This window comes from Sulfurovum sp. MH2-6 (assembly GCF_058374785.1).
Map to the genome: position 1 here is coordinate 1,863,158 of NZ_CM178170.1, position 24,372 is coordinate 1,887,529.

The 24,372-nt window shown below is 44.4% G+C and carries 20 protein-coding genes; 7 read left to right on the forward strand and 13 right to left on the reverse strand.

Annotated features, from left to right (window positions below; genetic code table 11):
- Nucleotides 1-49: 49 nt before the first annotated feature.
- The 11 genes from AC4JOV_RS09520 to rsmH all read right to left on the reverse strand — a co-directional run bounded on the left by AC4JOV_RS09520 (nucleotide 50) and on the right by rsmH (nucleotide 13,034).
- The gene (locus AC4JOV_RS09520) at nucleotides 50-1,873 is read right to left on the reverse strand and encodes a menaquinone biosynthesis decarboxylase (protein WP_229937815.1); all 1,824 of its coding nucleotides are present in this window, start codon (nucleotides 1,871-1,873) and stop codon (nucleotides 50-52) included.
- A gap of 412 nt (nucleotides 1,874-2,285) precedes the next feature.
- Nucleotides 2,286-3,242: a hydroxymethylbilane synthase gene (hemC, locus tag AC4JOV_RS09525; RefSeq protein ID WP_229937814.1), complete on the reverse strand. Its 957-nt coding sequence runs from the start codon at nucleotides 3,240-3,242 to the stop codon at nucleotides 2,286-2,288.
- Nucleotides 3,242-4,066, reverse strand: a complete 825-nt coding sequence (locus AC4JOV_RS09530; RefSeq protein WP_491522140.1) for a thioredoxin domain-containing protein — start codon at nucleotides 4,064-4,066, stop codon at nucleotides 3,242-3,244. Before AC4JOV_RS09530 ends, hemC begins: the two co-directional genes overlap by 1 nt.
- Entirely contained in the window at nucleotides 4,020-4,448 is a 429-nt protein-coding gene (locus tag AC4JOV_RS09535) for an FxsA family protein (RefSeq protein WP_229937812.1), read from the reverse strand. The genes AC4JOV_RS09530 and AC4JOV_RS09535 overlap by 47 nt, the downstream gene beginning before the upstream one ends.
- 2 nt (nucleotides 4,449-4,450) lie before the next feature.
- Entirely contained in the window at nucleotides 4,451-6,157 is a 1,707-nt protein-coding gene (locus AC4JOV_RS09540) for a proline--tRNA ligase (protein WP_229937811.1), read from the reverse strand.
- Nucleotides 6,154-7,461, reverse strand: coding sequence for a glutamyl-tRNA reductase (gene hemA / locus AC4JOV_RS09545; RefSeq protein ID WP_229937810.1), 1,308 nt, complete (start codon nucleotides 7,459-7,461; stop codon nucleotides 6,154-6,156). The genes AC4JOV_RS09540 and hemA overlap by 4 nt, the downstream gene beginning before the upstream one ends.
- Nucleotides 7,461-8,357 (reverse strand): polyprenyl synthetase family protein, encoded by an 897-nt coding sequence (locus AC4JOV_RS09550; protein ID WP_229937809.1) that lies wholly within the window; start codon nucleotides 8,355-8,357, stop codon nucleotides 7,461-7,463. The genes hemA and AC4JOV_RS09550 overlap by 1 nt, the downstream gene beginning before the upstream one ends.
- Before the next feature lie 12 nt (nucleotides 8,358-8,369).
- The gene (locus tag AC4JOV_RS09555) at nucleotides 8,370-8,642 is read right to left on the reverse strand and encodes a DUF2018 family protein (protein WP_229937808.1); all 273 of its coding nucleotides are present in this window, start codon (nucleotides 8,640-8,642) and stop codon (nucleotides 8,370-8,372) included.
- A 72-nt stretch (nucleotides 8,643-8,714) separates the two neighbouring features.
- A complete protein-coding gene (locus AC4JOV_RS09560; protein ID WP_229937807.1) occupies nucleotides 8,715-11,837 on the reverse strand; it encodes an efflux RND transporter permease subunit in 3,123 nt (1,040 codons plus the stop codon).
- A 1-nt stretch (nucleotide 11,838) separates the two neighbouring features.
- Complete coding sequence (locus AC4JOV_RS09565; RefSeq protein ID WP_229937806.1) at nucleotides 11,839-12,111, reverse strand: hypothetical protein; 273 nt, start codon at nucleotides 12,109-12,111, stop codon at nucleotides 11,839-11,841.
- A complete protein-coding gene (gene rsmH, locus AC4JOV_RS09570) occupies nucleotides 12,111-13,034 on the reverse strand; it encodes a 16S rRNA (cytosine(1402)-N(4))-methyltransferase RsmH (protein WP_229937805.1) in 924 nt (307 codons plus the stop codon). The genes AC4JOV_RS09565 and rsmH overlap by 1 nt, the downstream gene beginning before the upstream one ends.
- Before the next feature lie 89 nt (nucleotides 13,035-13,123).
- Between rsmH and AC4JOV_RS09575 the strand changes: the two genes are divergently transcribed.
- A complete protein-coding gene (locus tag AC4JOV_RS09575; RefSeq protein WP_229937804.1) occupies nucleotides 13,124-13,696 on the forward strand; it encodes a class II aldolase and adducin N-terminal domain-containing protein in 573 nt (190 codons plus the stop codon).
- A 127-nt stretch (nucleotides 13,697-13,823) separates the two neighbouring features.
- Entirely contained in the window at nucleotides 13,824-15,116 is a 1,293-nt protein-coding gene (locus AC4JOV_RS09580) for a tetratricopeptide repeat protein (protein ID WP_491522141.1), read from the forward strand.
- Here the strand turns inward: AC4JOV_RS09580 and AC4JOV_RS09585 are convergent.
- The gene (locus AC4JOV_RS09585) at nucleotides 15,113-16,405 is read right to left on the reverse strand and encodes an adenosylmethionine--8-amino-7-oxononanoate transaminase (RefSeq protein WP_229937802.1); all 1,293 of its coding nucleotides are present in this window, start codon (nucleotides 16,403-16,405) and stop codon (nucleotides 15,113-15,115) included. The two genes, AC4JOV_RS09580 and AC4JOV_RS09585, sit on opposite strands and share 4 nt — an antisense overlap.
- Nucleotides 16,406-16,515: 110 nt before the next feature.
- Here AC4JOV_RS09585 and AC4JOV_RS09590 point away from each other — a divergent pair, with 110 nt between their 5' ends.
- From AC4JOV_RS09590 to AC4JOV_RS09610, 5 genes are all read left to right on the forward strand, one after another.
- Entirely contained in the window at nucleotides 16,516-17,979 is a 1,464-nt protein-coding gene (locus AC4JOV_RS09590) for a peptidylprolyl isomerase (RefSeq protein ID WP_491522142.1), read from the forward strand.
- Nucleotides 17,976-19,364, forward strand: a complete 1,389-nt coding sequence (gene ftsA, locus AC4JOV_RS09595; protein ID WP_229937800.1) for a cell division protein FtsA — start codon at nucleotides 17,976-17,978, stop codon at nucleotides 19,362-19,364. The genes AC4JOV_RS09590 and ftsA overlap by 4 nt, the downstream gene beginning before the upstream one ends.
- Nucleotides 19,365-19,396: 32 nt before the next feature.
- Nucleotides 19,397-20,545 carry a cell division protein FtsZ gene (gene ftsZ, locus AC4JOV_RS09600; RefSeq protein WP_229937799.1) on the forward strand — a complete coding sequence of 383 codons (1,149 nt, stop codon included), beginning with the start codon at nucleotides 19,397-19,399 and terminating at the stop codon, nucleotides 20,543-20,545.
- A 126-nt stretch (nucleotides 20,546-20,671) separates the two neighbouring features.
- Nucleotides 20,672-21,262 carry a UPF0323 family lipoprotein gene (locus AC4JOV_RS09605; RefSeq protein WP_229937798.1) on the forward strand — a complete coding sequence of 197 codons (591 nt, stop codon included), beginning with the start codon at nucleotides 20,672-20,674 and terminating at the stop codon, nucleotides 21,260-21,262.
- Between the two features lie 3 nt (nucleotides 21,263-21,265).
- Nucleotides 21,266-22,444 carry a glutathionylspermidine synthase family protein gene (locus AC4JOV_RS09610; RefSeq protein WP_229937797.1) on the forward strand — a complete coding sequence of 393 codons (1,179 nt, stop codon included), beginning with the start codon at nucleotides 21,266-21,268 and terminating at the stop codon, nucleotides 22,442-22,444.
- Here the strand turns inward: AC4JOV_RS09610 and AC4JOV_RS09615 are convergent.
- On the reverse strand, nucleotides 22,413-24,281 hold the full coding sequence (locus AC4JOV_RS09615; protein ID WP_229937796.1) for a 7TM diverse intracellular signaling domain-containing protein: 1,869 nt from the start codon (nucleotides 24,279-24,281) through the stop codon (nucleotides 22,413-22,415). The two genes, AC4JOV_RS09610 and AC4JOV_RS09615, sit on opposite strands and share 32 nt — an antisense overlap.
- Nucleotides 24,282-24,372 lie beyond the last annotated feature (91 nt).

Below are 24,372 nucleotides of genomic sequence, written 5' to 3' on the forward strand. Positions count from 1 at the left end.
TTTTATTAACAAAGTAAGTTTATCATAATAAGATTAATTTACTCTTAATTCAATGAAAGGGCAATAACCCAAACCTTTTAATAAATTTTTCATCGATATCGATGATACCTTTGGCCTGCAACCGATCCAACACCTCTTTGGTACAGTGTGTATCGCCGGGCCATTCCCTGTCGTATCCGTCTATTATACCTTTATTTGTCCCATCTATGACAATAAACGGAGAAAGCTTCACATCTCTTTGTGCATCTATATTGTTTACCACACGCCAAATCAGCATATAAGGGTCCTCGATATCGTTATTTGCCTTATCCACGATCACCAACACCTTGATATGATCTTTAAGTGTATCGATCTTCTCCCAGTCATCCGATATAGACTTCGTCTTCTCTACGGTAATCACACAGAGAGGATTTTTCGTATCTATCATATACTGTTTGAGTTCAATGATATGACTGTCGATCTCCTGCATCTTTGCCAAGAGTTCACTGTCACTGAGCGGGAGAGCTATCCCTTCGGCAACCTCATCACCTGTTGCATCCACACCAAGTTTACCCCCGACAAACTGTTCAGGAGAAGAGTGGTCCAGATGATCAACCACCCCTTGCGTGATCAGGACTTTGCTTTTATCCAATCTGTTTAGGATATGCGCACTCAATGCCTCAAACGCTTCCAGCTCGGGAGCATCCTCTCCCACAAAGATCGCATGTTTGACAAAACTCATCTGCCCTACTCCCCAGAACGCATGCATGAATTGCTGTGCATGGCCTTTGTAGAGTGTTTTCATCTTGGCGAGTATCAGGTTGTGGAACACACCGTTTTCAGGCATATTATAATCGATCAGATCCGGGGCCATCGGTTTAAGCATCGGGAGGAAAACTCTTTCGGTAGCCCATCCCATATATTTATCCTCAAGAGGAGGCTTACCTACCACTGTTGCAGCAAAGACAGGGTTTGATTTTGTTGTGATGGTCTCCACCTCCAGGACAGGGAAAGGTTCCTTGAGTGTATAGTAACCTGTATGATCGCCAAACGGCCCTTCGATCTCCATCTTTTCAGGATCAACAAAACCTTCGATGACGATGTCTACATCTTCGGGAATATAGATATCGTTAGTGATCGATTTCACCAATCTGGCATTATCATTACGTACAAATCCATAGAGCAGCAGTTCAAACATACCGTGAGGCATCGGTGCCTGTCCGCACCAGATATAGAGCGGATCGCCACCTATCGCCACAGTCACCGGCATTTTTTTCCCTGCTTTTTGATACTGATCAAAAAAGTGAGAGGCATCCTTATGGATCTGCCAGTGCATACCCAGCCTCTTCTTATCATACTGCTGAAGTCTGTACATTCCCAGGTTCTGCATCTGACCATCAAGACTCTGGGTATAAACCTGTCCCATGGTGATAAAGGGACCGCCATCCTCTTCCCAGGTCTTCAGTATAGGCAAGCTGTCCAGATCGACGTTCTCTTTCGTATAGATAACTTCCTGACACTCTCCCTTTCCTTTGAGTCGTTTGGGGAAAACATTTTTGAGATTAAAAAGTTTCGGAAGCATTTTCAGTTTTGCCGCGATCCCCTTCGGAGGCTTGAGCTTCAATAACTCATCAATACCCTCTGCTACTTCATCGGGATGTCTGCCGAAGATATCTTCGGTGATCTGCTTGTTGGCAAAGATATTCATAAGTACCGGCATATCGTAGGTAATGCCTTTGGCCCTGTTGACAGGATGGGTAAAGAGCAGTGGACGGGAGTCCTCTTTTTTCACTTCGATATAGGCAACATGCGGTATCTCAAGCTCAACATCCAGAGGCTCATCAATGATCTTTAAATTTCCATGCTCTTTCAGCCAAGCAACCACATCTTTCATATCTATCCTTCTTACTATAAATGTATCAACTCTATTATGATTGAAAAAATTATAGCAGAACCGGATTAGTTTTACAGTACAAGGATAGCCAAATATGAGCCATCCCTGTTAACCAAGTTTCCTTTAGATACTAGAGTAAAACATCTATAAATAGAGACATCCAACAGAGCATATTCCACCAAGCACAATTGTGTTTGGTGTTTAGATCTGTAGGGTCAGTTCCGTTATCATTAAAATTCAATGATAAAAATAGAATACTGTGGCTCTTCAAGATATCATATTGTTGAAATATTTATATAGTAGTCAATCGGGGAGTAAAATGGAGTGTTTATCTCTCACAGTTATTAAGATAATAGCTGTGAGCGGTTACCTCAAAGAGGAATATACTCTCTTTCAGGTTTTAAAAGAAGCATTAGAGTCTTTGCGGCATCTCATCTTTAAAAGCGATCTCTTCAGCCTTACTGAGGATCTCCAGGGCACCATCTTCTATCATGGCATTGGCAAGCGCTTCGCCCAAATGTTCACAAGCCTCAATCTGTGTAGACATGGAGGCTTCAAGAATATTGGTCCCGTCAGGGTAACCGAGCATCGATTGTATCGTGATATCCTCACCGTCCATCGTTGCATTCACGGCAACAGGAGCCGAACACCCTGCACCTATCTTCGAAATAAAGTCTCTCTCCAGCTTCGTACAGAGATAACTCTTTTCATCATTCAGGCTTAGTGCGATCTCACGAACTCTCTCGTTATTGCTTACGATCTCGATACCCAGTGCAGCCTGTCCCATCGGAGGGATCATAAAGTTGAGTTTTTCCACATACGGGATATCTTTCAGCAGATCGAGTCTGTGAAGTCCGATATAAGCCAGAATGATGGCATCATACTGACCTTCTGCAAGTTTTCGAAGACGTGTATTGACATTTCCTCTCAGATCTTTTACTGTGAGATCCGGACGTTTTTGCAGGAGTTGCATACGTCTTCTCAGACTTGTTGTTCCTACCACGGCCCCTTGAGGGAGTGCATCCAGGTTTTCATACTTATGTGAGAGGAAAACATCACTTTGATCCTGACGTTCCGTGATCGCTACAAGCTCCAGCCCCTCAGGAATATACGTCGGTACATCCTTAAGTGAATGTACAGCCAGGTGTGCATGACCTGCGAGCATCTCATCTTCTAGTTCTTTGGTAAAGTGCCCCTTACCGCCTACCAGTGCCAAAGGTTTATCAAGGATCTTGTCCCCCTGTGAAGTGATCTCGTTGAGTTCTACTTCCACGCCCGGAAAGGTTGTTTCGACCCTCTCTTTGATATGGTATGCCTGCCAAAGTGCCAGTTGGCTTGCACGTGTCGCTATGATTAATTTCTCTGCCATTACTTGATAAACTCTTTATATTTATTTCTCATCTTATCCCACTTACCATCCAGATAGATCGTAGGGGTACCGCTGACCATCATCTCACTCGCTGCATCTGAATCCGCCTTCATCGCATCTTTGACTTTTTGTGCGTCAACCTGCTTTTCTGTGACACTGTATCCTGTCTGCTTTTTCACTTCAGCAAGGATCTTTTTCGTATCCGTTTCTCTAGGATCGATCTTCATCGCATAGACTTTTGGCAAGATGTCCATTTTCCCTTCATGCTGTGCCACGTGCATCACACGCGTCAGTACATCCGAAACAGGGTGTATACGCAGTAAAGGCAGATGGTAATAGTAGAGTGCAAATGTATCAGGATGTTCTTTAGCCGCTTTCATGATATCTGGAACCACATCCTGACAGAATGGGCATTGAGGATCTGAGAATATTAAGACTTTATGGGCAGCATTTTTATTTCCAAAGATCAGGTGTGCATCATCATAGAACTTATCTGATACAGTCGGCTTGATCTCATTACGGTAATCTCTTCCGTTCTTAAGGCTGACAAGGTTTCTTGTCACCAATCCGTCTTTGACAAAGATAGTCTCAGGTGCCTTCATCTCTTTACCCTGATACTTCAAGTTCATTGTTGTCAGATAGACACTCCAACCGGGAAGTTCAGAATGAGAAGTCTCTTCAATGATTGTAAGCCCCTGTACTTCGACCTGGGGATTGAGTACTACATGCTTCTTCACATATTTCAGCAATTCTTTTTCATCGGCACCATTTCCTGCATTAAGGGCGAGGGTTGCGATCAGTGTACTCGTCAATAATTTCGACATCAATGACATTATCTTCTCCTTGTTTTTCTGATTGATAGTTCGTTTGTTCAGGGGTTATTTTAGCGATAAATTGCAAATAAATTGTATAAAGTAACGCAAAAACTCCAAGAATATCCGTCAGTACCCCGGGAATGATCAGCAGAATCGCCCCGATAAAGTAGGAGGTACTGACGCTGTGAAACCCCTGAAGACTTAGTTTCCCGCGTTTGACAGCCTCGAGATTACCCATCACCGCGAAGGGTGAAAGTCTCAAAAGCTGTATACCGATGATGATCGTTATTACGATCCATATTGCTGACCATAAAAAACCGATCTTCTCACCTACACTTAAAGAGAGATAAAGCTCCAACAGCAAAAATGGAATCGCAACTAAGATCGGCATGGTTAAAATCTCTCCTCAAGCAGAGAGAGGATCTCTTCAGCAGATACCTCCTCTTTGAGCATCTCTTTACGTGTGACGAACTCCACTTTCCCTTCAGCAAGTTTTTTCCCGATCACTACAGAATGCGGGATACCCAGAAGTTCATAGTCTTTCATCTTTGCACCGAAACGGTCTTTACGATCATCCAGGATCACATCGACACCTTTGGCTTTCATTGCAGCATAGAGTTTTTCAGCCAAAGCCAACTGCGCTTCATCCTTTATATTGGAAACAAGGATATGAAGATCGAACGGCGCTGACTCTTTTGTCCAGATACACCCTTTATCATCATGGTTCTGTTCGATGATCGCTGCAAGCAGACGGCTCACTCCGATACCGTAGGTCCCCATCACCATAGGAACGGCTTTCCCGTTCTCATCCAGGAACTCACATCCGAGAGGTTCAGAATAGACGGTACCGAGCTGGAAGATATGTCCTGCTTCGATCCCTTTGGTATAGCGTAATGTACCGCCGCAGCACGTACAGATATCACCCTCCTGCACTGCTACCAGATCATCAAAGTCTGCTTCGATCCCTACAAAGTTGTTGCCGACAAGGTGGTAGTCCTTCTCATTCGCCCCACAGATCATAGAGCTTGCATCTTTTAGCTCATTGTCATACACGACAGTGATCCCTTCAGGTGCAGTGGTCGGTCCCATAAATCCGGCGATCAACCCTGCTTCAGCCAGCTCTTCTTCGGATACATCGACAAGATCGTTAGCATTGACGGCATTACACGCTTTGACCTCTTGAAGTTCATCCGATCCTCTCAGTGCAAAGAGTACAATCTTGCTCTCACCCTCATCATAGAGTGCTCTTTTGGCTACGGTTTTCACCAAATAGTATGGATCCACCTTGAAAAATGCACTCAGCGCTTCGATCGTTTTGACCTCAGGCGTATGGAACCTTGCAAATGTCGCTTCAGGTGCTTCCGCATCACATTTTTTAGGCTGGCGCACAGCCGCTTCGATATTGGCACCGTATTCACAACTATCACACACAACGATCGTATCTTCACCGCTGTCTGCCAGTACCATAAACTCTTTGGATCCGCTTCCGCCTATCGCACCGCTGTCTGCCTCTACGACTCTGAATTCAAGACCGAGACGGGTAAAGATCTTCTTGTAAGTCTCTTCCATCAGAGCAAACTCGCGCTTCATATCCTCTTCAGAGCTGTGGAAACTGTAACCGTCTTTCATCAAAAACTCCCGTCCGCGCATCAAACCGAATCTCGGTCTGATCTCATCACGGAACTTGAGGTTGACCTGATAGAGGTTCAAAGGGAGTTGCTTATAGCTTTTTACCGTCTGTCGGACAAGGTTTACCATCATCTCTTCATGGGTCGGACCGAGTACAAAGTCATTGTCTTTACGGTCTTTAAAACGCAAAAGCTCTTTACCGTACTTCTCGAAACGTCCGCTCTCCTGCCACAATGACGCAGGCGTCACCATCGAGAGGCTTACCTCCTGGCATCCTGCTCTGTCCAGCTCCTCCTTGACCACTCTTTGTACTTTGTCAAGTACCTTTTTACCAAGCGGCAGAAAGTTATAAAGTCCGCTCCCTCCGACAGATTGAATAAATCCACCCCTGATGAGATAGATATGACTCGCCAGTGTTGCATCATTTGGCGTCTCTTTTGTTGTCGGTATCAGTAGTTGTGTAAATCTCACGATTCGTATCCTTTTGTATGATGATCATCTTTATAAAGTGCCAGATCGCATCTGTCTATCTCTATATCAAACATTTTTTTCACTGCTTCGATCGCATTGGCATTTTTCTTATCCGCTGATGAGTGTCGCAGATTTTGGGTAGGATCATGCAAAAAGCGGTTAAACATCTGTTCTGCCATTTTGCGCATATTGGATTCATACTCCGCAGGAACAAACCCTTTTTTGATCGCACGTCCCAATTCATTCTCTATCGCAGTAGCAACCTGTGACCTCATCTCTTTGATCACCGGCTCGATAGAGAGTGCTCTCAGCCACCCGTAAAACTCCTCTTTATAGCGATCTACGATCGCAGCAGCCTCTAAGGCTTTCTCTTCTCTCAAAGAGTGGTTACTTTTAGAGATCTCACGCAGATCATCGATACGGAACAGCTTGAGCTTCTCAAGATCCATATCTTCGATGTCGCGGGGAATAGCCATGTCAAACCAGACCCTTGGGATCGTTCTGTTTTCGATCAATCCATTGCTTATAACAGGTTCAGGTGAAGAGGTTGCAGCAAAAAGCAGTTTATAACGGTTGATATATTTTGACAGATTCTCCATCGTATCGGCTTTGACATTCTCCCCCAGGGAGTCGGCTACTTTTTGTACTTTCTCGAGGTCACGCCCGATAAAGACCACATCGCACCCTACTCTGAGCAGATGCTTTGCGGCAAGTACACCCATCTCGCCGGCACCTACGACCACACCTGTCATCCCCTGTATATGCTCGCCCAAAAGTTTATGTGCCTGTGCCACCGCTACCGAAGCGATAGAGATCGGATTTTGGGAGATATTGGTGGCATTACGCACTTCAGCCGCGCATTTAAGCGCATAAGAGATGACACGGTTGAGCTTCTCTCCTGCTGTTCCGTGCTCTACAGAGAGTTTAAATGCATCTTTGACCTGACCGGTGATCTGTGACTCACCGATCACAAGAGAATCAAGTGAAGAGACAACACTGAAGATATGGCTGATCGCTTCATCATCATCATAGGTTTTCGCTGCATTTTTAACCTCATAAAAGTTCTGACCGCTCTTTTGACTCATCAGTCCCAGTAGGGTATGGTAGCTTGAGAAGTTGTCACTGGTGGCCAACACGATCTCCACGCGGTTACAGGTAGAGACGATAAATGCTTCACTGATATAGTCAAATGAAACCAGCTGCTCAAGCATCTGCTTCTTCTCTTCGTCATTGGCAAAAGCCAACTTTTCCCTGAAAGCCTGATCACAGTTCTTGTGCGAAAAACTCATCACCTGATAGTACATTAAAACTCTCTTTCGATCATCTCTTTAGCGATACCTGCCAGTGACGCTTCACCGTGAGCACTCATCAACGAAATTGCCTCTTCTATCAGCGTTTTAGCCTCAAGATAAGATGTTTCAATGATGTGATACTCTTTCATTTTTGCCTGTATCCACAGTTGTTCTTCGGGTTTCAATACTTTGGCATGCAGACTTTCAAGTTTGACTCTCTCTTCATCCGTCATTGCCTCATAAAGGTAGATATAGGGCAGCGTCGTTTTTCCTTCTACGAAATCATGCAGTGCCGGTTTCCCAAGAGTTTCAGCATCCTGTGTGATATCAAGGATATCATCGATCATCTGAAATGCCAGACCTAAATTACGTCCATAGGTAAGGTAGGCTTCTTTCGGTTTACCTGCGAGTACCGCTGCGGCACCGGCACTCGCTTCTATCAATGAAGCGGTCTTCTGATAGATCATTTTGAGGTAACGCGACTTATCCACATTAAAAGTTTTGGAGAGTGAAACATCTCCCAGTTCACCAAGGCTCAACTGCACAACGGCATTGGAGACGATTTTGGCAACCTCGGTACTGATATTGTTTAACTCAAAAAAACCTTTGGAGTAAAGGATATCCCCCAGCATGATCGCTGTTTTGTTTCCATAAAGTGCATTGAGAGAAGGTTTGTTACGGCGGGTATAGGCATCGTCGATCACATCATCATGCAACAAGCTGGCTGCATGGATCATCTCTACGACTGCTGCGGTCTTCACTGCGGTCAAGTGATTGCCTGCGATCTTTAGAATGAGCTTTGCTCTCAGCCTTTTACCTGCAGGAAGCTTTGCATAAAGCGTGCTTACCTCCTTGTCCCCCAGTTCGGTTATGAACTGTTCTATCTTTCTCTCAACTGCACTTAACACTAAACTTTATCCTTATTCACACTGCGTAACGATATTACCCACAAGCTCGATGAAGATACTGTTCACACCATTATCGATCTCAGGATCAATCACAGTGTCTTTGATCATCTGCTCATACTCCGATTCCAAGCCTTTTTCTTCCAGCATCTTCTCTGCAACAGCCAGACGTCTGAACATCTTCTCTACTTCCATCTCAACGATGTTCTGGTTTGCTGTTCTTGCAATAGAAAAGTAGTTGGATCTAGGGGTTCCTACAAATGCATCATCATCATCAAAAATATTCATATTTTATTCCTTATAGTTTCTCTACTATATTCTTCCGGTTCTCTTAAAAAAAGATATTATAACCAAAATGTTTTAACTGTCACTTTTCACTTTGTAGATCACGGCATACATCAACGGGACATAGTAGAGATTCAACACAGTGGCCCACGCGATACCGAATCCCAGAGAGATCGCCATAGGCTGCAGGATCAGCGCCTGCCCGCTCGCATAGAAGATCATCGTAAAGAGCCCCAGTACCGTCGTCACAGAAGTGAGCAAAATCGGTCTGAGCCTGTGTCCGGCTTTCTCCATCAACTCTGCAGTATTCTTGCTTCCCTTGATAAAACTCAGCATAATAAGCCCGTCATTGACCACCACGCCGGCCAGTCCGATCACCCCCATCACACCGGGCATCGTCAGGTTGATCCCCATCAGGTAGGTCCCTATCAACGCTCCGACAATGGAGAGCGGTATCGTTGAGACGATGATAAGCGGCAATATGAGAGAGTTAAACATCCACACCAGAGAGATAAAGATCAGAAAGACAGCGATAAGTGCAGCCTGTGTCATCTCCCTTTTCATCTGATTGTTCTCTTTCTCTTCTCCCTTGATAATGACCTTCAGGCCCTCTTTCTCAAATGTTTCAAGCAGAGGTCTGATCTTTGCCATCACTTCTGTTGCCAAGACCTTGTTGCTATCCACTCTTGCCGTCACACTGCTGACCCGCTTTCCATCCTCTTTAAAGATCTTTATAAAACTCTTCTGATAGGTGAAATCACACACCTCATCCAACCGGACCACATTCAGCCCGTCGGGTGTCGTCAACGTGATAGAGGAGACCTCCATACGTTTGTCTTTATTGGGGTCTTCTATACGCAGACGGACCAAACCTGTCTCATCGAACATCTTTCCGTACTCGCCTTTCAGGAAGATCCCTTTCAGCTCAGAAGTGACATAGGCTTCGGTGATCCCCAGCATCTGGCCATATTCATTGACACGAAGTTTGAGTTCCCTGACCCCCTCTTTTGCATCATCGGCGATATCAAATACGCCCTCTATCGTTGACAGCTCGCTTTTGAGCCTTTGCAGGGCTTCAAGCTTTTGTGCTTCATCGACACTGCTTAAACCGATCTCAATATCATGTCCCACGATCCCTGTCTGGGGAACGAAAAGATTGATCTGGCTGAAAAGCTTCTCCCCATTCGGTGCTTTGAGTTCTCTCAGTCTGTTGATCACCTCTTTCTGTGTGGATTGAGCGATCTCCTGCGCTTTTCTTGCCCTGATCATATCACTTCCGTCATACTCCAGAGAAAAGATAGGGTTCAAATAGCTATCAAAGAAATTCTCCGGTGCCTTCTCATGCAGGTTGATAAAGATATGGAACAGATTGTCTCCGCTCTCAAAGGTCTGATCAGAGTTAAGAAAGAACCCAACCACAGAGGTGATAGAGGAGACCTCCCCTTCACCGTAATAATTAAGCAGTTCTGCTTCGATCTGGCTCACAACCTCTTCTGTATCTTCCAGCTGGTAGTTGACATCGACTTTACCGTTCAGATAGATCTGAGTCGAGTCAAACTCGGGAAAAAGCTGAAACCTGGTGATACTCATCATCCCCACGGTAGCCAGTAGTATCCCCCCTACCAGGAGTGCCAACGAGCGTTTCTTCCCAGCCAGCATTCTGCCCAGTATCCGTTCATAGATACGATCCATACGGATCCAAAAGTCGTTTTTGCTATGTTTCTGGTCCGCGTCCTTCATACTGAAGAGTTCTTTGGAGTGAAGCGGGAGGAAATAGAATGCTTCAAAGAGTGAACTGAGCAGCAGGATAGAGATCATCACCGGCAGCACCTTCATAAACATCCCCATCTGCCCGCTCAGTATCAGTAGCGGCAGAAAGGCAAATACCGTTGTCATCGTAGCAGTAAGTACCGCAGGGAACATCTCCACGGATCCGTCAATGGCTGCCTGCCTTGGGGATTTACCCATCTCCATATGCCTAAAGATATTTTCCGCGACAACGATCGCCTCATCGACCAGCATTCCCAGCGCAATGAGTGCGCCAAGCAGTGTCAGCATATTGAGACTGTAGCCGATCTGATCCGCTCCGATAAGGGTGATCATAAAGCTGGCAGGGATACCGATCGCTACCACGGCAGCGATCTTGTAGTTCACACTCATAAAGAGCGCCAGAAAGACCAGGATCAATCCAAAAAGAATATTCGAAGAGACGAGGTTGAGACGGTTTTTGATCCAGATAGAGGTGTCGGTATAGGCTTCCAGAGTGATCCCGTTATACTCTTTCTGTACTTCAGAGAGCATCGCTTTGATCTCTTTGCTCAATGCGATGGCATTCCCCTCTTTGGTTTTATTGATATTGACAGAGATATTACGTACACCATTGAAGTGGGATATCTCACTGCTGTCACTCAAGCCGAAACTCACCTTGGCAATATCACCCAGACGCAGACGTTTACCTCCGACAGTGATCAGTGTCTCCTCAAGGGCTTTGGCACTTTTTTCACCGTTGATGGTAGAGATATAGAGGTGGCTACCTTTCTGTTCGATCGTTCCTATAGGAAAAATGGAACTGAGTGTGCCGATCGTACGAAATACCGCCTCTTTTGGCAGACCGTATGCAAGAAGTTTCTGTTCATCGACATGGATCAGTACCTCATCATCGGCATCCCCGCGTATCGTAATTCCGCTAAGGTCCTTGTAGGCACTTAACCTGCTTTTGATCTCCTCTGCGATATCCAAAAGCTCTTTTTGCGGACGTTCACCCGAGATCGCTACCAGCAGCAAAGGAAAATCCTGCACCGCGATCTTCGCTACAGGTTCATCCATATCGGAAGGGAGATCCCGTCTGATCGTCGCGATGACATCCTTGACATCACTGAGGACAAGTTGGTTGTCACTGCCTGTTTTGATATCCGCGTTGATAAAAAAAAGCCCGTTTTGGATCATCGTATCGATATTGTCTATCTCGGAGATACTCCCCAGCTCATCCTCAATATTTTTGACTACCATTTTATCAAGGACATCCGCACTGGCACCCGGATAGCCGCCTGTGATACTCACCTGATCGAGTTCTGCCGGGGGGAAGATCTCTTTTGGAATATTCTGATAGGAGAAGATCGAGAGCAGCAGCATAAAAACCAGCAGTATATGGTTGATAATAGGTCTGTCTATCGCAAAAGTAACAAAGGCACGTATCATGCTATTCATCCTCTTTGATCACAAAGATCGTATCGGTCACCCTGTTTTTAAACTTCAGTGCTTCCACCTTCTGTTCAAGCAGCTGTTTTTCCACTTTCAGTACGGAGACATGCTGCTGCAGGCGATTGACCTCCCTGCTTTCATAATAGATCTGGTTGCTCAGGTAGATCTTTATCATCCCCAGTATCAGCACGATCGCCATAGAGATCACAATGATCATCACCATTTTAAAAGTAATACCGTTAGGCGCTTTACTTTTTCGTTTTACAGCCATTAACTACTCTTTTTAAACCTGAAACTTCTCAGTTTTGCCGAACGGCTGCGAGGATTGATCTTGAGCTCTTCTTTTCCTGCAGTGATCGGTTTACGCTTGATCGGTTTTCCGATATCATGATCATTCCCGCAGGTACATCGCATCGCCTGGGGGTCACAGATACAGGAGGTGCTCCACTTTTTAAAGCGGTTTTTCACCAACCTGTCTTCAAGAGAATGAAAGGTAATCAACGAAACGATCTCATCTTTATAGTGTTTAGCCTCTAACGCATCCAACAGTCCCTCGATCTCTCCGAGTTCATTGTTTACTTCAATGCGTATCGCCTGAAACATCAGGGTAGCCGGGTGTATCTTGCCATGACTCCCCAACACCTCTACCGCGATCTGGGCCAGCTCTTTGGCCGAATTGATCGGTGCCCGGCTTCGTCTCTCTACTACTGCAGCAGCCAGTTTTTTATAGGGTTTGACCTCGCCGTACATATCAAAGATATACTCCAGTTTCTCTTTTGGATATTCGTTGACCACCTCGTAAGCACTCAGGGGTGCTGTAGCATCCATACGCATATCAAGTGTCTCGGAGTTAAAACTGAACCCCCGCTCCATCTTGTCAAGCTGCAGAGAGGAGACACCGAAATCTGCCAAAACACCTGTAATAGGGCTTTCAGTCAGCGTAGGAAATACCGTGGCAAACGTACCTTTGTAGAGTCTGCTTCTCTCACCGAACGGTTCCAGTCTTTTTTTGGAAAAGGCTAACGCTTCATCATCCCTATCGATCCCGATATGGTTTATATGATCATAGCGTTTCAACATCTCAGAGCTATGCCCGGCATACCCCAAGGTACAATCAACAAAATACCCCTCTTTGATCTCTTTGAAACTTTCTAGAACCTCTTCAAGCAAAACGGGGATATGGGGAGTCTGCACAATAAACCTTTATATGGAGAAAGCATGATTCATGCCCTTAAAATATCAATGCTATAATAACAAAATATTCCTAATAAAGGTTGCTAGCGATGGATAAACACCTGATCGAAGAGATCCAACACGTTTCACTCTCAATGTTCAACAAAAACTTCTTTAGTGTGTACCACGGTTCGATCTCGGCGCGTATCTCTATCAACCAATTTATCATCAACCGTAAAGATACGATCCTGGATGAAGTGACAGAGAACTGCATGGTCAGACTGGACTACAGCCAAAGAGACTATCGGTGGTCTGAAGCGAGCCAGGATGTGTATATCCATGAACATATCTATGAAACGATCCCCAATGCCAAATATATCTCTTTTACCATGCCGCCCTATGCCACTGCCTACTCCCTTAAGCACGGGAAAGTCTCTCCTCAGGACTATCATGGCAAAAAAGTATTGGGAGATATCATCATCTATGATCCCAGAAATGTAGATGACTGGATGGAAAGGGCACAGTATGAGATTCCCAAATTTTTTCAGAATCACGAGAGCCATCTGATGCTGATCAAAGGGTTTGGTGTGATCTCTTATGACCGGGATATCACGGAAATGGCAAAAAAAGTTGCTGTACTGGAAAACTCCTGCAGACTTTTGGCACTGAGTGCAAACCTGTAAGATATTTGGTTCAGTGTATAGAAACTTAGAGAATCCGAACGGAGAAGATGAGCAATTTTTTCTAGACCGTGGGTGACAGCATCACACGCATAACTGTAAACTTACTTCTGCTATACTCTAACTCACTTTGACAAATTGTAAACCGGACAATAATATGAATCAGACCCAAAAACGACTAAGTATCATCAAACTGGCTATATCGATGACCGATATCGAAACGATTCAACAACAGATTTCCAAATTAAGACTTCTTAAAGAAGACCTACAGATTCAAAAGATCATTGATGCCCTGGAGTCGGAAAGCTACGCTCAGGCCCAAAATCTTATCCAGGCCTATATCGATGCACCGATACAGGAAGTGCATCAACGTGTCTCAAACGGAAAGCAGGAAGAGAGCTACAGCCGGAGAGAACAGGAGCTGATCGATCAATTTGATCTTTTTATCACAGATAACCATAGTGAAGAGAAGAGTGAAATCGTAGATATCAATCAATACCTGAAGCGTTCGCGTGTCGCTTCAAATGAGAAGAAGGATCCGTCCGAGGTTGATTTTGACAAACTCCTTGAGATGGATGAGAGTGAACCCATGGAGACCGAAGTGCCTCTCTCCTCTCATGGAGAGGCTACGGTTTCCGAAAGTGATAAAGAGCCGCAGGAACCACTCCCGATAACGGATACCACTTCAGAAGATACTTTTTTAGCAGAGGAGGTGATCACCGCACCACTGCAGGATGAATCGTTTTCAGAAGAGACGACTGAAGAGAGCCTCTCCCCGCAAGAGGAAGAGAGTGAAACGACAGCAGAAACCGTAACAGCTCAGGAAAAAGAAACCGTACCGTCCAAAACAGAGGATATATCAGGTGATACCGTTGATAGAGAGGATGACCAGACACAATACCGTCCTATCTTTTCTATCAGGGAACAGTTTCATGATGCCTCTGAGAAGTATCCTCCGGTTACAAGCACGACGCAGCTTTACGACTCTGTAGAGCAGTGGATCGACCAGATCAGCGATGAGCACGGCTATAAAAAAACTGATGTAGAGAAAACGGTGATTGAGGCATTAAAGCTGGCAGAAGAGGCGATCGACTCCAAAGGAGCCGAAGCAGCGGAACTTCTCCTCCTATCAGGACTGACCGAAGATGCGTTTGGACAACTGATCTTGGCCAGGGAACTTTTCAAAGGAAGACTGTTTGAAAAAAATATAGCTGAAGCCTTTGAGAGGATCGAACAGTTGGCCGAAAAAGAATACCCCGAAGCGATCTGTGACCTTGCACAGTTTTACGAACATGGTATCGGAACCCAAAAAAACAGAAAAAAGGCCAAAGCGCTTTATAAAGAAGCGATGCAGTTGGGGATCAAGCGGGCCCAAAAACATTTTGAACGTCTCAATAAAGAGAGAGGCCTCTTCTCTTTTTAGGCCTCTTCCCTGACGCTTGCTATACCTTCCCAGGCCACATCGACCATCTTCTCTATCTCTTCATAAGAGATCGTATACGGCGGCATAAAGTAAACGACATGCCCCAAAGGTCTGAGCAAGACACCTTGACTCAGGGCATACTGATAGACACGGAGGCCAATCCTCTCGTCTGCACTGTACCCTTTGAGTTCGATCGCAGTGATCATCCCCTGTTGTCTTATCTCTTTGACATTTGAAAGCTCTCCGATCTTTTCGGCCCGCTCCATGATATAGCGGCTCTTCTTTTCATTCATAGTGATCACATCTTCTTTCTCGAAAAGCTCCAGTGTTGCGAGTGCGGCTGCACAGGCAAGCGGATTTCCTGTGTAGGAATGGGAGTGCAGAAAGGCTTTATATTCGCTATAGTCACAATAAAAAGCAGTGTAAACCTCATCTGTTGTCATCACGACAGAGAGCGGAAGATACCCTCCTGTCAACCCCTTCGAAAGTGTCATAAAGTCCGGAGAGATACCGGCATGTTCACAGGCAAACATTTTCCCTGTTCTTCCAAACCCGGTCATGATCTCATCCGTGATCAGATGCACACCATATCTCCTGGTCAGCTCTCTGGCACCACTGAGGTATAAGGGGTGATACATATGCATACTTCCCGCCCCCTGTACAAGCGGTTCGACGATCAATGCAGCGATCTCATCGGCTTGCTCTTTCAGTACCTCTTCAAGTATTTTGAGTGCCTCCTTCGCAGCTTCTTCGCTTTGATCTGCCGGTACCGGCACCTGCCTGTTTGCGATCAGCAACGGTTCGTAGGTCTCCTTGTAAAGTGCGACATCCCCCACACTCAAAGCACCGATCGTCTCTCCGTGATAGGAGTTTGTCAATGAGAGAAAAACCGCTTTCTTCTTTCCCTGGTTAAGATGGCAATGGTAGCTCATTTTCAGTGCTGCCTCGACAGCACTTGAACCGTTATCTACATAAAAAACCCTGGAGAGCCCACCGGGAGTGATATCTACAAGTTTATGCGCCAACTCTATGGCCGGTTCATGGGTAAAACCTGCCAACAATACATGTTCCAGTGTTTCAAGTTGTGCCTTGATCTTTTCATTGATATAGGCGTTGGAGTGGCCAAAGAGATTCACCCACCATGAACTTACCGCATCAATATAACTATTTCCTTCAAAATCATAGAGATAGACCCCTTTCCCGGACTTGATCGGTATCAAAGGTAAAGTCTCATGATCTTTCATCTGTGTACAAGGGTGCCATATCACTTCAAGGTCCCTATTCATCATTTCACTGTTTTTAGATAACATCTTAATTTACACGCTGCCCTTTTAATTTATATTGGATAAAATATTGTACAAATTTTTCGATTGAAGGTAGATGAAGTATGATAAGTTGGATGCAAAAGCACAATAAATATCTTGTATGGACGATCTGGGTAGCCACCATAGCGTTCATCGGTGCAGGTTTTGTAGGATGGGGAAGTTATAGTTTCGGATCAAAGGCCGGAAATGTAGCCAAAGTTGGCGAGATTGAGATTTCTCAAAACAAGCTCAATATGGTTTACAGTAATATCTATGATGACTACAATCAAAAAATGCAGGGACAACTTGATGAAGCAAAAGCAAAAGAGCTTGGACTTGTACAACAAGCTTTTGCGACAATCGCTACACAGGCAAAAGTACTGAACTTTGCAAAAGAGAACGGTATTATCGTTTCAGATCAGGAAGTAGCAACAGTACTCCAAGGTATCAGGTCTTTTCAAGAGAACGGGCAGTTTAGTAAAAAGATCTATGACCAATACCTGAAAAGCCGAAGAATGACAGCAAAAACATTTGAATCTACGTTAAGAGAAGAGCTCACTATCGCAAAAACACTTGATCTGCTCAAAGCCGATACGCTGCCGTTTGAGAAGAAGGTCGTCTCTTCAGCCATCAACATTGCTGACAAGATCGCATATACAGTGCTTTCATTTGATGATATTCAAGTGGAGATCAAGGAGAGCGAACTTCAAAGTTTCTGGGAAAAAGAGAAAAACAATTTTATGACGCCAAAAGCGTATAAGCTTTCTATCCTCTGGACAGAGACTACAGATACGGCAGTGACAGAGGATGAACTGCAGAAACACTTTAACGAGAACAGTTTCAACTATACTGATAAAGAAGGAAAACAACTCGCATTTGAAGCAGCAAGAGAGCGTGTCACCAGTGACCTGAAACTCAAAAAGAGCAAAAAATCGGCGCAAAAAGCCTATATCGCCTTTAAAAAAGGAGAGGTGTCAAGCAGTGAGACATTGACACTCCCTGTCAATGATATCAGACTCTCCCAGGAAGCATGGGAAGCGATCCTGCAAAAAAGTGCAGGAGAGATCATCAAACCGAAAGTGGTTTCGGATCGTTATGCAACGGTTAAGATCGAAGAAGTGGTCGAACCAAGAGTCAAAAGCTTTGAGGAGGCAAAAGAGGAAGTTACAGGGATCTATAGAGCAGAGATGCAGCAAAAAGGTCTTGTCGCTCTTGCTGAAAAAACACTGCAGAACTTTGATGATATCAACACGACAACCTCCGAATTCCTTACGTTGAAACAAAATGTCAATCTTGCTCCGTTAAATTTAGAAGAAAGTTTACAATTTGTCCAAAAACTCTTTACATCGACCGAAGAAAAGGGTATGATTAGTGTAGTGGATAAAGTTGTCATCTATAGTATACTCGAGCAGAAAGTGATGTCGGCAGATGAAAATCAGAGTGCATTGATCGAGCAGACAGTAAGCCAGTTAAAAAAAGGCATTTTTGAAAATAATTTCCTTAAAACACTTGACAAAAAATATCCAGTCGAAGTTTATGTACAAGGACTGACAAATTGAATAAGACAGTTTTAGCTATAGATATCGGTTCCATTAATATATGTGCGATCATAGCTGAAATCAAAGATGGTAGAGTCCAGATACAGGGTCATGGTATCACAAAATCCCAAGGGGTAAAAAAAGGTGCCATTACCAATATTGAACTTGCATCAAAGTCGATAAAAAAAGCCCTCAATGATGCAAAACGCATCTCAGGCAGCAATATCTCTTCAGCTATCGTATCTATCTCTAATGCTTATGCAAAAAGTCTGAACTCTACCGGTGTAGTCAATATCCCTCACAAGGATATCTCTATCAAAGAGCTTGAGAGGGTGATGAAAACCGCACTTTACAATGCGAACATCCCCAATGAGTTTGATATCGTACATGTGCTTCCATACAACTTCAAAGTAGATGATCAGGACTTTATCGAAGATCCGTACGGAATGAATGCAAGCAGACTTGAAGTCGATGTCAATATCATCATGACCCAAAAATCAAATCTCTCCAATCTTACCAAAGCGGTGCGTTCTGCGGGGGTAGAGATCGAGGGCATTGTGCTCAGCGGATATGCTTCAGCTATCGCTACGATGGATGCAGATGAAAAAGAGCTTGGTGTAGCGGTGATCGATCTTGGTGGGCAGACAAGTAATCTTGTGATCCATACAGGTAACTCTATCCGATACAATGACTTCCTGGGAGTAGGATCGAATCATATTACCAATGACCTCTCTATGGCACTGCATACACCTCTGCAAATCGCTGAAAATGTCAAAATACGCCACGGTAACCTGAGTGAGACCAGCAATGAAGTCATCGAACTTCCTATTATCGGGGATGAAGAGAGCCGTAACGGTGTCTCTCTGGATATTGTACATTCCGTTATCTTTGCACGTGTGGAAGAGACCTTGATGCTTTTGGCCAAGTCACTTGACAAAAGTGCGCTCAGAGAGCAGATCGGTGCAGGGATCATCCTTACCGGAGGGATGACTAAACTCAAGGGTATCAGAGAGTTGGCACAGTCCATTTTCCCGACAATGCCTGTACGTGTAGGATATCCCAACGAAGAGAAGATAGACGGACTTTTTGAGGAGTTGAAAACACCTGAGTTCTCCACTGCTGTGGGATTGATACTTTACAGTGCAGGCGGACACACCGAATATGAGATCAACTTCGAGCAGAAGTTACTGCACTCCAAAAGCGTCCAGAAAGATGACCTCGGAGATATCAGAATCTCACAAAAAAACGAAAACAGAGAAGAGCGTAAAAGAGTCCAGATCGAACCTGAACCGGATCAGGAGAGAAAAGAGGAAGATAATGTCATTTTTGATGATCTCCCTGACATCGGGAAAGAGAACAATCATCCGGTAAAGAAGTTTGTAAATTGGGCGAAACAGCTTTTTTAAACTAAGGTTTACATCAAATAAAGGAGGAAAAAATGGAAGATTTTGAGATAGAGATCACTGAAGCGAAATCAACGACAAATGGTGCCAAGATCAAAGCTATCGGTGTCGGTGGCGGTGGCGGAAACATGATTAACCACATGATCAATGAAGGGATACACAGCATTGATCTTATCGTAGCCAATACAGACCAACAGGCACTTGACAGCTCGATTGCACCTTATAAAATGCAGCTGGGGATCAATGCAACAAGAGGTTTGGGTGCAGGTATGGTTCCTGAAAAAGGTAGAGAAGCTGCCCTGGAGAGTTTTGAAGATATCAAATCAATGCTTTCGGGATCAGATATCGTATTTATCTCTGCAGGTCTAGGCGGGGGGACCGGTACCGGTGCAGCACCGATCATTGCCCAGGCGGCTAAAGAGGTTGGTGCTTTAACTGTCTCTGTGGTCACCAGTCCGTTCAAATTTGAGGGACGCAAGAGAGCTAAACTTGCAAAAGAGGGTCTTGAAGAGCTTAAAAGAGAGAGTGACTCTATCATTGTTGTACCAAACGAGAAACTTCTTTCTATCGTAGAGAAGAATCTTGGTATCAAAGAGAGCTTTAGAATGGTAGATGATATCCTTGCACAGGCAGTTGGCGGTATCTCAAAGGTGATCCTCTCTCACGGTGAGAATGATATCAACCTTGACTTTGCCGATGTGAAGACGGTGATGAGCCATAGAGGTCTTGCACTAATGGGTGCAGGATACGCGACAGGTACAAATGCTGCATATGATGCGGCAAAAGCAGCTATCGAGTCCCCTCTTCTTGACAATATCTCCATTGATGGAGCGATGGGTGTACTTGTTCACTTCGATATTCACCCGGATTACCCAATTATGGAGATCGGTGAAGCGATGGGAATCGTTGAAGAGAGTGCAGATGAAGATGCTTCGGTGATCTTCGGTACAACGACCAATGTAAACATGGAACCGGATGAAGTGAAGATCACTATCGTTGCTACCGGTTTTGAGGATAAGGATGCGATCAGTGAGCCAACTGTGAAAAAACAGGAAACACTCCTCAGCAGCGGTACGACAACAAACAATATCAATAACCTCCGTTCGAAAATGGTTGTAGGTGGATACAATGACAATGAAGATATCCTTGATGTACCTACTTTCCTAAGAAAACAGATGGATTAATTCCCTCTTTTTCTCCTTTATTATAAAGAGAGTTTCTTCCCTCTCTTTATATTATTCTCATATTTACCCTACTATTTACTCTTTTTTGTTATGATTCTTCCACTTTAATTTAGAGGAATAGAAACAATGAAATATCTTAAGCAATTTTCGACTGTTGCCTCTGCTACGGGACTGGGTTTGTTACTCTCTACGGGACTTACCGGATGTGTCGGTGGGGGAGATCAACAAACACAAGAACAGCAGCAGGCAAAAGGTGCCTTCGTGATTATTGAAGAGACTGCACCGGGCAAATACAAAGTCAAAGACGAATTCCCTGCTGAAGAGACACGTATCGTACTCAAGCAAATGGATGGTACAGAAAAGGTACTGACAAAAGAGGAGATGGATCAACTGATGCAGGAGGAGAATGCCAAGATCGACAATGGTACTTCCAACCTCACAAATCCACAGATGTCACAACAGGGTGGAATGGGACTGGGAGAAGCGATCCTTGCAAGTGCGGCCGGTGCGATTATCGGATCATGGATTGGAAGCAAGCTTTTCGGTAACCAAAACTACCAGAACAACCGTAAAGCAGGCTATAAAAGCCCTTCAACCTTTACCAGAAGTCAAAACAGTTTCAACAAAGCGAAATCAACCTCTACCAGTTCTAAAAAAAGCGGATTTTTTGGAAGCAGCAAAACGGGTTCAGGAAGCAGTAGCTTCTATGGAGGATAAAAGGTGAAACTTCAGAAAACAGCTCCGCTGGATACGGAGTACCTTGAATCACTCGGTTTTGTATGGCATACGGACCATGACGAGAGCAGCTACATTGCAGATGAACTCGTTGTGATCACAGAAGCGGAGGCAGAGGCATACTATGAAGCAGGAAATGCACTCTATGATATGTTCATTGAAGCAGCACAATACGTCATCGACAATAACCTCTTTCATGAGATAGGCATACCGTTTAACCTTGTCGAGATCATCAAAGAGTCATGGGAAAATGATGTACACTGGCACCTCTACGGACGTTTTGACCTTGCGGGAGGGATTGACGGGAAACCGATCAAACTTCTTGAGTTCAATGCCGATACACCAACGGCTCTCTTTGAGACGGCGATCATCCAGTGGGCCTTACTGAAGCAAAACGGCAGAGATGAGGAGAGCCAGTTCAATGGCGTCTATGAAGCACTCGTCGAGAATTTTCAGCGACTCGTTACACTCGACGAGAGCGTAGAAGCCTTTGAAGAGAACTATGACGGGTGGAAATTCCTCTTCACCTCGATCAGAGGGAATGCAGAAGAGGAAAATACCGTCAGACTCCTTCAGCATATCGCTACGGAAGCAGGATATGTTACAGAGTTTGCCTATATCGATGAAGTGGAGTTCAGCGAAGAGGAAGGCATCTTCTACCATGATGAAAACTATGAACTTTGGTTCAAGCTTATTCCGTGGGAGGATATCGCACTTGAAGAGTCTGACCTTGCGATGATCCTTACGGATATTATCAAAAACCAAAAAGCGATCATCTTCAACCCGGCCTATACTCTGCTCTTCCAATCAAAGGGTATTCTAAAGATATTGTGGGATCTCTACCCTGGCCATCCCCTACTGCTTGAAAGCGCTTTTGAGCCGTTGGAGGGCCAAAAACAGGTAAGTAAACCGGTCTTCGGCAGAGAGGGAGGAAGTGTCACGATCATCGATGAACAGGGTAAAGAACTTGAGAAGATATCCAGTGAATACGAGAACCATAAAATGCTCTATCAAGCCTATACCGAACTTCCGACAGATGCAGAAGGTCAAAGTTATCAGGCAGGAGTCTTCTATGCCTATGAAGCATGCGGACTCGGATTTAGAAAAGGAGGCAGGATACTGGATAATATGGCTAAGTTTGTCGGTCATATTGTGGAAGGGTAAAGGTAATATCATACCGTGTTCTACCCACGGTATCTATCTCCAACCCTCCTTTAAGCTGATCATGCACCAGAATATTGATCAGCTTCAACCCCAGGGAGTGTTTTACACTCTCTCTATCAAACCCTTTTCCGTTATCCTCTATAATCAGTCTGTACGTCCCCTCGGTCTTGTGAAAGCGGACAAAGATCTTCCCTCCCTCCTCATCAAAGGCATACTTGTGTGAGTTGGTCATGATCTCATTGGCAACAAGGCCTATATATACCGCTTCTTTGATAGAGAGTGTTACATCCACATCAATCTCGATCTCGATACCCTTCCCCTGCGAGATGAAACTATGAGAGAGACTGGCGGCCAACGACTCCATATAGAGTTTCATATCGATCTGATCCAAGTGCTCATCCATCGTCAATAGCTCATAACTTTTTGCAATGGCATTGATCCTGTTCCCGATATCATTCAGTGTAGATTTATGTACCTGATCTGCTATCCCGTCTTTCTGCAGCTTGATAAGCGACAGAAGGATCTGGAGATTGTTCTTTACCCGATGGTGTAGCTCCCTGAGCAGTAACTCTTTGCTCTTGAGTGTATCACTTAACTGTTTTGTTTTGTCTTCAACCTCGGCATGAACCCTCTCTTCTCTTAGACGTGATTCCTCAAGCAGAAGCCTGTTTACTTTTACTTGCTCTTTCTGCAAGATCATATAACGATCGGCAAATGCAAGAGAGAGTGCTATTGCTTCAAATGACGCTGCAAAAAGAAATAAGCTGTTATGCTCAATAAAAAGTGTTGTCAGTCCCATTGAGTCTGTGATCACTCCGATATAGGAGAGGAAAATGATAAAGAATCCCGTGATATAGAGTCTTGCCTGTTTGTACCCTCTTCTATAGACATAGATGGCGACACTCAGGTTGAAGATCAGTAAAAAGAGTGCGAAGAGAGACGAAAGGCGATAAGCTATCGCCTCAGGTCCATGGAAGAACACCATACAGATCGAAGCGGTGATAATATAGAGTATAAATGTCTGATAGAGCTTCCTGTACCGCCTGATATCCAAAAAGTGCATCGCAAAGAGTGCATTGGTGATCATCAGTAAATATCCCCTGATAATGGTTGCTTCAAGATCAAGCAGAATCATCTCTTTTGAGAAATAGATCTGTGTAAGTCCTACATATTTCAGTTGATAAGAGAGCAGCGGGATAAGATAAAGTCCATAGAAAAAATAACTCTTATCTTTGATATAAAAAGAGAGTATGAAACTGTATATCATTAAGGCAAAAATAAACCCGACCAAAAAGATATCTATGAGCTGTTTGACGATATCTTCCCCGATATAGGAGCTCTCATCTTCCAGCATCACATTGAAGTTGAGATAAGAGTAATAGGAAAAGAGTGTCATATAGTAGGTTTTTACGGTATAGGGCTCCAGGACTACCTTATAGTAGTGCAGCAGTGTCCTGTGATCATCACGAGGATGTGCCTGTCCCATGACATAAGGCTCGGTGAGATTTGATTCATCATAGATGTGGATATGTTCGATAAACGGGGTACCGAAAAGCAGAATTTTTTCCTGCGGACGATCTGTATCATTCGTTAAATCAAGTTTGATCCAAACCTTTTTCCTACTTACACCGATCCGAATGATATCGCTGTCGTAGGGCTGAAACAGATCCTTATCTATAATCTCTGTAAGCGTAGAGTCATTCTGATCGATATATACCTCACTCTGTTTCAGCAGGGAGACCCCGCTTTGATCGATGTTAATCAGACCCGCAGAGAGGAAAGTAGCCAACAGAACATACAAAATAACTGCTCTTCTGAGAAAAAATTCTTTATCCATGAGATAAATCATACCCCAAATTGTCTAAAAGCTATACCTGAAACCACTCCTATCAGGTGAAGTAACACAAAAGTAGTAAAAGGAAACTCAG